The 13,596-nt window shown below is 36.0% G+C and carries 6 protein-coding genes; 3 read left to right on the plus strand and 3 right to left on the minus strand.

The genetic code is table 11. The annotated features are described in order from the left end of the window. Positions 1-501 precede the first annotated feature (501 nt). Positions 502-6,471 carry a hypothetical protein gene (locus AC1DY0_RS01210; RefSeq protein ID WP_477186863.1) on the plus strand — a complete coding sequence of 1,990 codons (5,970 nt, stop codon included), beginning with the start codon at positions 502-504 and terminating at the stop codon, positions 6,469-6,471. Positions 6,472-7,042: 571 nt separating this feature from the next. On the opposite strand, the gene AC1DY0_RS01215 is transcribed toward AC1DY0_RS01210, so the two are convergent. Continuing rightward, on the minus strand, positions 7,043-9,232 hold the full coding sequence (locus tag AC1DY0_RS01215) for a glutamine synthetase III family protein (protein ID WP_477186864.1): 2,190 nt from the start codon (positions 9,230-9,232) through the stop codon (positions 7,043-7,045). Between the two features lie 378 nt (positions 9,233-9,610). Here AC1DY0_RS01215 and AC1DY0_RS01220 point away from each other — a divergent pair, with 378 nt between their 5' ends. Next, complete coding sequence (locus tag AC1DY0_RS01220; protein WP_477186865.1) at positions 9,611-10,624, plus strand: glutamine synthetase beta-grasp domain-containing protein; 1,014 nt, start codon at positions 9,611-9,613, stop codon at positions 10,622-10,624. Between the two features lie 148 nt (positions 10,625-10,772). After that, positions 10,773-11,747 carry a TerC family protein gene (locus tag AC1DY0_RS01225; RefSeq protein WP_477186866.1) on the plus strand — a complete coding sequence of 325 codons (975 nt, stop codon included), beginning with the start codon at positions 10,773-10,775 and terminating at the stop codon, positions 11,745-11,747. Positions 11,748-11,849: 102 nt separating this feature from the next. Here AC1DY0_RS01225 and AC1DY0_RS01230 read toward each other — a convergent pair whose 3' ends face one another. Together AC1DY0_RS01230 and AC1DY0_RS01235 are read right to left on the minus strand one after the other, a co-directional pair. Beyond that, positions 11,850-12,392, minus strand: coding sequence for a hypothetical protein (locus tag AC1DY0_RS01230; protein ID WP_477186867.1), 543 nt, complete (start codon positions 12,390-12,392; stop codon positions 11,850-11,852). A 250-nt stretch (positions 12,393-12,642) separates the two neighbouring features. Next, positions 12,643-13,509 (minus strand): alpha/beta hydrolase, encoded by an 867-nt coding sequence (locus AC1DY0_RS01235; protein ID WP_477186868.1) that lies wholly within the window; start codon positions 13,507-13,509, stop codon positions 12,643-12,645. Positions 13,510-13,596: the final 87 nt, after the last annotated feature.

A 13,596-nucleotide genomic window follows, 5' to 3' on the forward strand; every position in this document is an offset into this window, starting at 1 on the left:
TCTTTAATAAAATACTTTTTTTGATGATGCTAAAGATTACCTTAAAATAAAATTAACGGGATTCTCGAAATATTTTTGTTCTTTCTTAAGAATAAAAAACAAGTCAAATCAAAATAAAAATATTTAAGAATAAGATCTTGGACTTCAGTTTTTTTTGAAGTTGATCATTTTGCTGTAAGTTACATTTTCTCTAAAGGTGGACTTTCAGTTTTTAATCTAGTTTGCATTAATTTATTTTTTTGAAGCATTTTTTGAAATTAAAATTTCAGCTTTTAAGCAAATTTGTTAGAAAAAGAATTTAATTATTGTCCCCACAATAGAATGTCTTTTTGATGCTTGAGTACTTTGTAAATCTATTTATGAAGATGGTGTCTATTCCCCTATTTTTTAATAATTATTTAATAAAATTCTCTCTATGCAACAACACTCATTGGTTTCCCGAAACCCTAATTTCTACTGATCTTCCCCTATTAATGCTATGGTCTAAAAAACCACATTAATATGAAAAAAATTATCCATTTTAAGATAAAAAGTGTTCAAGAATATTGTTACGCTTTTTCCTGTTATCTCAAAACAGGCTTCTCAAATTTAAATTTGACGACTCCTTTAAATCGAGTTTTAGAACTTTGGTTTACCTATTGGCGTCAGAGTCTAGCTTTACCAGTAATTCTTTTAGGAATTTTCATGACTGGTTACACAACGGTTAGCGCCCAAAATATCAAAGGAATAGTACCGGTTGCAACTCCACTATCTGGAGAAGGAATTGATGGAGACGGATGGGCACATGAGCCTATAGGCACAATTTACGAAGATGTTGGAGATTTGTTTGACAGACTTTATTATACTCAATCTTCTCCAGACCCTGCAAATCATGGAGTCCTTGATTTTACCAACGGTAATCTTCTTTACCCAGGTTATACCTTTTTTCTACAGGATCCATACATTAGTGATCCAACAATATTTACCTCATCCAATAAAATAAATGATAACCCTAGTACTTATACTTGGGGAGCTGGAACTTCACCTAACAAAAACGAGATTCAAAATTGTGGAGCTCATTTTAGTTATGGTAGTGCTGCTGTAATAGGAGGTGAAAGTGTAAATGGCACATCATTTGTTAGCGGAACCAGCAGACCTGGAGACCCAAACGATTTATGGTGTATTTTCGCAGGTGACCGTCAGGTTACAAACGGAAGTAGCTATATTGATTTCGAATTTTTACAAAAACCATTAAACATAACAGGCGCAACTTATGGCCCATTCGACCCCACTAAAGGCGTTATGCCAATTACCGGTGGTAGTGGTGGATTTACTACTCAAGGTCTCGATGGCGGCCGTACAGTAGGAGATGTATTAATCACTATTGAATTTACCCAAGGTGGTGGAGACGCCACTGTTGTAATTAGAGTTTGGAAACCAAAAGCAGGAGGCGGATTTGAATATGTCGTTGTTCCTAATAACACTTTTCCAGGTAATGTCTTTTGTACCAACAACAGCGTAACTACTACTGTTCCATTTGATGTATATGGAAGTGGTGCTGCAGGTGGTACTTATGAACCTAATCAATGGGCTGAAGGAGCTATCAATTTATCAGAAGTTTTTAGAAACACAAGCCCTCACGATCCATGCTTTAATATCAGTACACTATTTATTAGAACAAGATCTTCAGGAAATTCTGCTCAATCAGAGTTAAAAGATTTCCCTGGAGCTCCTATTCAATTAGGCTTAAATTTAATCCCACTTGCAGTTGCGGGAGAAGACTTTACAAAAACATGTCTTAGTAACCCTGATGGTAAAGAAATAGGAGAGGCACCTGAAGCAGGATTTACCTATTCATGGTCTCCAGCTACAGGACTAAGCGCAACAAATATTGCTAATCCTATTGCTAACCCTACAGAAACTACTACCTATACTGTAACAAAAACAAAAACTGGTACAGTATGTAGCGATACCGATGAGGTTACCGTGACAGTTGACAAACCGACAGTAGTGGCAGTGGCTGGAGATGACTTTACCAAAAATTGTTTGATCAATACTTCAGGCGGTACTATTGGTGAAGTAGGAACAGTAGGTTACACTTACTCCTGGACTTCTATTCCAGCAGGATTTACTTCAAGTGCGGCAAATCCATCCGTTAATCCAAGCGTGACCACTATCTACACTGTTACCAAAACACATACCACTTCTGGTTGTAGCGATACCGACGAGGTGACTGTAACGGTTAACAAACCTGAGGTAATAGCAAACGCGGGAACTGACTTTACCATAAATTGTTTGATTAATTTATCAGGCGGTCCTATTGGTGAAGCGGCTGTGGCAGGATATACTTACTCTTGGACTTCTAATCCGGTAGGATTTACTTCAAGTGCAGCAAATCCATCTGTTAATCCAAGCGTGACTACTACTTATACTGTTACCAAAACTCATACCGCTTCCGGCTGTAGCGATACCGACGAGGTGACTGTAACGGTTAACAAACCAACAGTAGTGGCAGTGGCTGGAGATGACTTTACCAAAAATTGTTTGATTAATACTTCAGGCGGTACTATTGGTGAAGCGGCTGTGGCAGGATATACTTACTCCTGGACTTCCAATCCGGCAGGATTTACTTCAAGCGCAGCAAATCCATCTGTTAATCCAAGTGTAACTACTACCTATACTGTTACCAAAACTCACACCGCTTCTGGTTGTAGCGATACCGACGAGGTGACTGTAACGGTTAACAAACCTGAGGTAATAGCCAATGCAGGAACTGATTTCACCATAAATTGTTTGATTAATTTATCAGGCGGAACTATTGGTGAAGCGGCTGTGGCAGGATATACTTACTCTTGGACTTCTAATCCGGCAGGATTTACTTCAAGTGCGGCAAATCCATCTGTTAATCCAAGCGTGACTACTACTTACACTGTTACCAAAACTCATACCGATTCTGGTTGTAGCGATACCGACGAGGTGACAGTAACAGTTAACAAACCAACTGTAGTGGCAGTAGCTGGAGATGACTTTACCAAAACATGTACTTCAAATGCAAGTGGCGGTACTATTGGTGAAGCGGCTGCGGCAGGATATACATATTCTTGGACTTCCAATCCGGCAGGATTTACTTCAAGCGCGGCAAATCCATCTGTTAATCCAAGCGTGACCACTACCTATACTGTTACCAAAACTCATACCACTTCTGGTTGTAGCGATACCGACGAGGTGACTGTAACGGTTAACAAACCTGAGGTAATTGCAAACGCGGGAACTGACTTTACCATAAATTGTTTGATTAATTTATCAGGCGGTACTATAGGTGAAGCGGCAGCAGCTGGTTATACCTACTCTTGGACTTCCAATCCAGCAGGATTTACTTCAAGCGCAGCAAATCCATCTGTTAATCCAAGCGTGACCACCACCTATACTGTTACCAAAACCCATACCGCTTCTGGTTGTAGCGATACCGACGAGGTGACTGTAACGGTTAACAAACCAACAGTAGTGGCTGTGGCCGGAGATGACTTTACCAAAAATTGTTTGATTAACATATCAGGCGGTACTATAGGTGAAGCGGCTGTGGCAGGTTACACTTACTCCTGGACTTCCAATCCGGCAGGATTTACTTCAAGCGCAGCAAATCCATCTGTTAATCCAAGCGTAACTACTACCTATACTGTTACCAAAACACATACCGATTCTGGTTGTAGCGATACCGATGAGGTGACTGTAACGGTTAACAAACCTGAGGTAACAGCAAACGCGGGAACTGATTTCACCAAAAATTGTTTGATTAACATATCAGGCGGAACTATTGGTGAAGCGGCTGTGGCAGGTTACACTTACTCCTGGACTTCCAATCCGGCAGGATTTACTTCAAGTGCAGCAAATCCATCCGTTAATCCAAGCGTGACTACTACTTACACTGTTACCAAAACTCATACAGCTTCCGGTTGTATCGATACCGACGAAGTGACTGTAACGGTTAACAAACCAACAGTAGTGGCTGTGGCTGGAGATGACTTTACCAAAAATTGTTTGATTAACATATCAGGCGGAACTATTGGTGAAGCGGCTGTAGCAGGTTACACTTACTCTTGGACTTCCAATCCGGCAGGATTTACTTCAAGCGCGGCAAATCCATCCGTTAATCCAAGCGTGACCACTACCTATACTGTTACCAAAACACATACCGATTCTGGTTGTAGCGATACCGATGAGGTGACTGTAACGGTTAACAAACCTGAGGTAACAGCAAACGCGGGAACTGATTTCACCAAAAATTGTTTGATCAATATATCAGGCGGTACAATTGGTGAAGCGGCTGTGGCTGGTTACACTTACTCCTGGACTTCCAATCCGGCAGGATTTACTTCAAGTGCGGCAAATCCATCCGTTAATCCAAGCGTGACTACTACCTATACTGTTACCAAAACCCATACCGCTTCTGGTTGTAGCGATACCGACGAGGTGACTGTAACGGTTAACAAACCAACAGTAGTGGCAGTGGCTGGAGATGACTTTACCAAAAATTGTTTGATTAACATATCAGGCGGTACTATAGGTGAAGCGGCTGTTGCAGGTTATACTTACTCATGGACTTCCAATCCGGCAGGATTTACTTCAAGTGCGGCAAATCCATCTGTTAATCCAAGCGTGACTACTACCTATACTGTTACCAAAACACATACCGATTCTGGTTGTAGCGATACCGATGAGGTTACTGTAACGGTTAACAAACCTGAGGTAATAGCAAGCGCAGGAACTGATTTCACCATAAATTGTTTGATTAATTTATCAGGCGGTACAATTGGTGAAGCAGCTGTGGCAGGATATACTTACTCTTGGACTTCTAATCCGGCAGGATTTACTTCAAGTGCAGCAAATCCATCTGTTAATCCAAGTGTGACTACTACCTATACTGTTACCAAAACCCATACCGCTTCTGGTTGTAGCGATACCGACGAGGTGACTGTAACGGTTAACAAACCAACAGTAGTGGCAGTGGCTGGAGATGACTTTATTAAAACTTGTGTATTGAATCCGAATGGAAAACAAATTGGTGAAGCTGCAGTAGCAGGCTACACTTATTCTTGGACTTCTAATCCGGCTGGATTTACTTCAACAGATGCAAATCCATTTGTAAATCCAAGTGTAAACACTACATATACTGTTACAAAAACTCATACAGCTTCCGGTTGTAGCGATACCGATGAGGTGATTGCGAGTTTAAACATTGCGGTGCCAACACAATTTACATTCCGTAATATAGAAGTTTGTTTCCCATTGCCAATAAATTTACGTGAGGCAATAATTGAAGCATTACCTGATCCGCTTGTAGAACTTATATCTTTCTATAGAGACCAAGCGATGACAGATGAAATTACAGGAACTGACATTTCAAATTACACTGTGACACCTGGTACTTACACCATTTATTTGAAAGCAACACTTCTTGCATCAGGCTGTCCAACAGCTCAACAATTCTCTGTAAATGTTAAATCTTGTAACGTTGCTTTATGTACATATACCCAAGGATACTACGGTAATCCTGGTGGTATGTCATGCGCAGAAGGCCAACAATATTCAACAGCAGGACTTATTGCAAAAGCATTGGCTTCCTATGGAGGTACTATGATTGTAGGTTCTGGTGGAAATACTGTTTCGATGAAAGCTCCTGATGACATAGATGATATCATCAGAGTGATGCCTGGAGGCGGTCCAAGTAAAGTACTTAGTGGTGCTTATTGGATAAATTCATTACCTAGCAATTATTTAAAAAATGGTAAAATCAATAATAGTTTATTGGCGCAAACCATTGCTTTAGGACTTAACATAGGTATTAATGGCGCACTTGGCGACTTCGAATTGAAACCAGGAAGTTTTGCAATTGCTGAACCAGAAGGAGGTTGTGGTTCGAATGTACCAAAAACTAGACAATGTTCTCCAGGAGGATACTTACCAGTAATCAATGAATATAAATATTATTCAATTCCGACAAATGTCATCAATGCAATTTCACCTAAAACTGTACAAGGATTGTATGCTTTGGCAAATCAAGCTTTGGGCGGTGGAAGCACAAATGGTTTGACTCTAAGCCAAATCGCAAGTGCTGTTGATGTAATCAATAATGCTTTTGACGGATGTAGAATATCTCTAGGTTACGGTATTCAACCACTTGCTTGTGCGACTCCAATTGACACCTTTAGTAGTACTACTGCAAGAGTAAGTGACACTAGTTCTTTTATAGCAACTCCAGTTCCTTTCAGAGACCAACTTACAGTAAGTTATGATTTTAAATTTGTTACAGATGTAAAAATTGAGGTATTCAATACAAAAGGGCTTGTGGTAGCGAAAAACTACGACACTAATGGTTACTTGAACAAATCAGTTTCATTAAACATTCCTAATACAGGTCAAGAGGAAGTTTATGTAATAAAACTAACTACCAACAGAGGAAGCAGTACCAAAAAAGTAATTTCTTCCAGATAATTTAACTAATTTAAAACTAAAAAGCATCCGCCACAAACGGGTGCTTTTTTTTTGCTTTAACCCAAAATCAGCATGAGACCTAAATTTAAAATTTCAGGTGTTGAAAATGAAATACAGATTTAAGAGATTTTATTTTCACTTCTTTTGAACAATTAAAGATGCCATAATAATATTAGGGCGTTCCTCCGATTTTTGTAAGCGTCACCTTCTTTTTCGCTAGGCACCTCTATCTTTTTAATAGGCGATCCTATCGATTTTATAGGTATAACATTTGGTTTTGATAGGCGAACCTTTCAATTTTATAGGCATTAGCTTTGCTTTTTAAAGGTGTGCCTATTGATTCTTTAGGTGACCCATAATTTTAGATAGGCTTGCCTATGATTTTGATAGGAGCTCCTATGATTCTAACAGGAGCACCTATCGGTTTGGCAGGACCTCCTATGGTTTTGGGAAGTACTCCTCCAGTCTCCTTTAATTTCTAAGAAATCTTTATAAAAACCAATAATTTTAATGCAACAAAAAAAGGCTTTTCAATATAGAAAAGCCTTTTCAAATTTATAAACAACAAAAATTACTTCGTCAAAAGCAATTCCCTGTATTTTGTCAAAGTCCATAATTCATTATCAACCAGTAACTCTAACTTATCACAGTGATTTCTAATGATTTCAAAATAGGGTTTTACATTATTGCAATACGCTTCAGCCATTGCATGTGCATCAGTCAGATTATTGGCTTTCTTTCTTTCTTCAGTCATATCTTCCACTTTAGAATTGATGCCTTCAATATGACCTGAAATCTCTTTAATCAATATAATTTGCTCTTTGGCAATGGATTCAAATTCAGATCCAAAAATATCTTTCAATCCTTTCACATTTTCAATCAAAGTATTTTGATATTTAATAGCCGTTGGAATTACATGGTTCTTTGAAATATCACCAAGTACTCTACCTTCAATCTGTATTTTTTTGGTGTATTCCTCCAATTCAATTTCGTAACGTGCTTCCACCTCAATCTGATTCATAATCCCCATTTCTGCAAACAAATCAATCGCTTGTTTTGAAGCTCTTGCTTTCAATGCTTCCGGAGTGGTTTTAAAATTGCTCAATCCTCTTTTTGCTGCTTCATTTTGCCAAGCCTCGCTATAACCATCACCTTCAAAAAGGATTTTTTTGGATTGTTTGATGTATTCTCTCAATACATTGAAAATCGCATCATCTTTCTTCATGTCTTTTGATTCGATCAAATCATCAACAGCAATTTTAAAATCTTTAAGCTGTTTTGCCACAATGGTATTCAAAGTAGTCATTGCATTCGAACAGTTTGCTGAAGAGCCAACCGCCCTGAACTCAAATTTATTTCCTGTGAAAGCAAATGGTGAAGTTCTATTTCTATCGGTATTATCTAAAAGAACATCTGGAATTTTACCAACAACATTTAGCTTCAAATCAGTTTTTTCTTCTGGAGACAATTTCCCTGTTGATACTCCTTCTAATTCGGCCAACACCTTGGTTAATTGCTCACCAATAAAAACTGATATAATTGCTGGTGGCGCTTCATTGGCCCCCAATCTATGATCATTACTTGCTGTAGCAATTGAGCCTCTCAATAAAGCCTCATAATCATTAACTGCTTTAATAGTATTGATAAAGAAAGTCAAAAACTGCAAATTGGTCATTGGCGTTTTGCTAGGACTCAATAAGTTTACTCCAGTATCTGTAGCTAATGACCAGTTATTGTGTTTTCCAGATCCATTTACTCCTTTAAAAGGTTTTTCATGAAGCAATACTTTCAAATCATGGCGCTCTGCAACTTTTTGCATAACATCCATCAATAAACAGTTATGATCAACTGCCAAATTTGTTTCTTCAAAAATAGGAGCAAATTCAAATTGATTCGGAGCAACTTCATTATGACGTGTTTTAACTGGTATTCCCAACAACATACATTCTTGTTCCAAATCTCTCATGTATGTTAAAGCACGAGTTGGAATGGACCCAAAATAATGATCATCCAACTGTTGTCCTTTCGCAGAAGTATGTCCTAACAAAGTTCTTCCTGTCATAATAAGGTCTGGACGAGAATTGGCCAATGATCTGTCAATCAAGAAATATTCTTGTTCCCAGCCTAAAGTAGCTGTTACTTTCTTAACGTTTTTATCAAAATATTTACAAACTTCTGTCGCAGCTTCATCCATAGCCGACAATGCTCTTAATAATGGAATCTTATTATCCAACGCTTCTCCTGTATAGGAAATAAAAATAGTTGGAATACATAATGTCGTACCAAAAATAAATGCTGGCGAAGTAGGATCCCAAGCAGTATAACCTCTTGCTTCAAACGTGTTTCTTATTCCCCCATGAGGAAAACTGGACGCATCTGGCTCTTGTTGAACCAATTGAGCACCACCAAATTTTTCTAATGGATCACTTCCGTCATAAGAAGTTTCAAAAAAAGCATCATGTTTTTCTGCTGTTGTTCCAGTTAAAGGCTGAAACCAGTGCGTATAATGGGTTACACCTTTAGACAAAGCCCATTCTTTCATTCCCATGGCAATATAGTCCGCCAATTTTCTGTCGATTTTAGTTCCATGTTGAACCGCACCTTGTACTCCTTTAAAAGCATCTGAAGTCAAATATTGCTTCATAGCTTTATCATTGAATACATTAGCTCCAAAGAGAACTGATTTTCTTCCTGTCTCCTGAAACTCTACTAACTTTCTATTTGAAGCTTCTTTTAAAGCTTGAAAACGAATTGATGACATATGATAAAACTTAAATTAATAATCATTAATAAACGTATACAAATATAAATTATTCTGCTAAACAAATAATTAAAGAACTTATTAATAAATGGCATTCAAATGAGCTAGATGTAATATCAAAAAAAATGTACCAACAGCTTGATTTTTAAATTATAGTAATAAAAATCTTAACTTACAATTAATATTAAAAATCAAGTAATTACGAATTTAATTATTATACCCCTATAAAATTGCAAATTTTTAATTATACCCCTCCTAAAATGCAGTAATGTCAAAAATTAAAACCACCCAAATAAAAACTACCCCCTAATTTTACGACATAAACAAATTATTTTATATTTGCATCAGAAAAAAAATCAAAAAACAATTTATAATATTATGGCTAAAATAAAATTAGAATATCTTTGGTTAGATGGTTACGAACCAACACAAAATTTAAGAAGTAAAACTAAAGTTGAAGAGCACGAAAATTTTCAAGGAACTTTAGAAGAAATCGGAAACTGGTCTTTTGATGGTTCATCTACAAGACAAGCTGAAGGTGGTTCATCTGACTGTTTATTAGTACCAGTTGCTATTTATCCAGATCCAACTCGTATCAATGGTTACCTAGTAATGACTGAAGTTATGTTTGCTGATGGAGCTCCACACCCATCAAATGGTAGATCTACTATTGATGATGATGGTGATTTCTGGTTTGGTTTCGAACAAGAATATTTCATCATGGATACTAAAACTTTATTGCCTTTAGGATTCCCTATTGGTGGTTACCCTGCCCCACAAGGAATGTACTACTGTTCTGTAGGTGGAAAAAACACACACGGAAGAAAATTAGTTGAAGAGCATGCAGATTTATGTATTGCTGCTGGACTTAACTTTGAAGGAATCAATCAAGAAGTTGCTTGTGGACAATGGGAATTCCAATTGTTTGCAAAAGGAGCTAAAAAAGCAGGTGATGAAATCTGGGTTGCTAGATACTTACTAGATCGTTTGACTGAAAAATACGGTTATTATATTGAATATCACCCAAAACCACTAGGAGATACAGACTGGAATGGTTCTGGAATGCATGCTAACTTCTCTAACGAAGTTTTAAGAACTTGTGGAGACAAAGCAATTTACGACAAAATATGTGAAGCTTTCCGTCCAGTAGTTGAAGAACATATCGCGGTTTACGGAGCTTATAACGAACAACGTTTGACAGGTAAACACGAAACTGCTTCTATCCATGATTTCTCTTATGGAGTATCTGACAGAGGAGCTTCAATTAGAATTCCATTATATACTGTTCAACATGGTTGGAAAGGATATTTAGAAGACAGAAGACCAGCTTCTAACGGTGATCCATACAAAATTGCTGCAAGAATTATCAAAACTGTAAAATCAGCATTGTAATCATAAGCAATATCAAAACTAAAAAGTGCCTTCGTAATTGAAGGCACTTTTTTTATTTAAGCAAATAGCAGTACCTTTAAAAATTAATAACGAGGAATTAAAAAAATCAAATTTTCGATTTGAGGATATTAAAAAAACAGATACCATTATGATAGTTTGGATATTATTTATTGCACTGATTTTTATAATACTGGCTCTAGATTTGGGTGTATTCAATAGAACTCCCCACATTATCAGCACTAAAGAAGCCAGCAAATGGACAGCTATATGGTTTACATTATCTATGCTTTTCTCTGGAGTGGTTTATTGGTTATACTCTACCGATTATGTATTAAATCCAGATAAATTGAAGCCTTCTGTCGCTGCAATGAAATTCATAACAGGTTATTTAATTGAACTATCGTTAAGCATCGACAATATCTTTGTAATCGCTTTGATTTTTGCTTCATTCAAAATACAAAAAAAACACCAACATCGAGTTTTATTTTGGGGCATATTAGGAGCAATTGTTTTTAGAGGTTTAATGATTTACTTTGGTGTTTTGTTGATTAATAGATTCGCCTGGACCTCTTATGTTTTTGGTGCATTCCTTTTATTCACTGCAATGAAAATGCTTTTCACCTCCGAAGATGAAGAAGAATTTAATCCTAAAAAATCTTTAATTTATAAAATTTTAGGAAAAATAATACCAATCTCTACTCACACTGATAAAGAGCATTTTTTTATAAAAACCGAAAAAGGCAATGCTGCCACACCTCTATTTGTAGCATTAATAGTTATCGAAGTAATGGATGTCGTTTTTGCAGTAGATAGTGTACCAGCTATTTTAGCTATTACCTCCGATCCTTTTTTAGTATTTAGTTCTAATATTTTTGCAATATTAGGATTGCGCTCCCTTTACTTTTTCCTTGCTAATATGTTAGAGAAATTTAGTCATTTGGAATACAGTCTAATTGCAATTTTGAGCTTTGTGGGATTAAAAATGTTGCTTCATGATTACATAGAAGTTCCAGAATGGGCATCCTTAGGATTTATTGCTTTGACACTTATTATTGGTGTGATTGTCTCATTACAAATAAGCAAAAAGGAAACCATTAAAAAAGCAAAACAACAAAAGCACTAACACATTTTTCATTATTTGTTCATCCAGAAATAAGAATTAACAACTAAGCATAAAAAAAGGGAATCGTAAGATTCCCTTTTTTTATATAAATTTCAAAGTTCATTATTGTATATCAATTTTCTGAATTTGACTTTCACTTATATTCAAGGCACTTATTACCGCTTTATAATCTTTTTTATCAATAGAACTAATCAAATCTGATGGTGAAACTACAATACGAAAAGTTTGATTMTTTAAATACTCAGGAGTCAATGCTAAATCATAAGTTCCTCCAGCAAAAATTGTAAAAGCCTGTATGCTAAAATTAAAATCGTAATCCAATTCTTCTGAACCTAAAAATAATGTTCTAGGTATTAATTGCCAAACTTTTGAACCAGAATTAGTCACTCCCTCTAATCTGTATATTAAAACAGTTTCACTATCATATAAATCCCCACCTAAATACGGCTGAAAAGGCTCAGAAATTATATACCCATCAACAGCATCTTTAAAAAAACTTTTTGTTATTTCAAATGCTGTAGGAAGCTGTGCATCTCGTCCGTCTTGTCCGTCTTGTCCGGGCATACCAGGAGGTCCTTCAGGTCCAGTACATCCCTGAAAACCAAACATTCCTATAACAGCCAAAAGTGTAATTATTTTTTTCATTTTTTTTATGTTTTAAAGTTCTATAAAGGTATTTCAAAAATCAAGCCAAAAAAATTATTTTTTGCAATTTCATTCCAAATAATTCAATCATTTTTTGTTTATCAAAACAATAAAGAGTCAAAATCCAAAATTCATTATTAAAAACACATTTTTTACTCTACATATTTTCTTTGTATCAAATTAAAAATAAAGCCTTTAGAAATAAAAAGCAAAAAAAAGGACTTCTCTGACCCAAAAAAAATTTTTATATTTAATTTATTAAAACTCCATTATTTTTTAATATTTTACTAAAAAATAATATCTGATAGGGTAATGAATTCTCCCAATATTCCCAAGTATGTGCTCCTGGACGTTCAGTATAGTCATGAGAAACTTTAGCGTATACTAATCTTCTATGCAATTCCCTATTTGGTTCGATAAGAAAATCATCAACACCACAATCTATAATTAACGGTAGTTTATTGGTTTTAATTTTATCAACCATTCCTATTACTGCATTTTGCGCATATAAATCAGGATTACTGCTTTGATCGCCAAAAACTGGCTGCATTAATTTTATAACTTGATCATTTGGTTCCCTTCCTAACATTGTTCCCATATCTACAGCTCCACTCATACTTCCAGCTGCACAAAATAATTCAGGATGCTTTGCTGAAAGATATAAAGCACCATGACCTCCCATAGAAAGACCAGCAATGACACGTCCTTTTTTATCATTTACCGTTCGATATGTTTTATCAATCTTTTGGATTACTTCTTCAGTTATATAAGTTTCGAACTGACTTCCCTTATTCACAGGACTATTGAGATAAAAACTAAAAGTTTCTCCTTCAGGCATCACGATTATAATATTATATTGATCTGCTAAATTCTTTACTGTATTTTTATTGGGAGTACTTGACAACCAATCCGAAAAATGTCCATAAGCTCCATGTAAAAGATAAAGCACCGGATAAACTGCTTTCCCTTTTGCGTACGAATTAGGCAATACTACAGCTGCTTTGTAGGTTTTACTCATTGCAACACTAGGAACTTGCAAAGTATCAACAGTTGAAGCGAAAGATAAAATGGTATTGCTAAATAAAAATGCAATACATAGTATTCGTATTTTTTTCATATTATTCTTTTTTTTGATGAAATGTAAATATACAATTTCCAAAAACAAAATCAGAATACTCTCTATTTGATTAGAGAAGATAAAAAC

The organism is Flavobacterium sp. P1_E4, assembly GCF_056405915.1.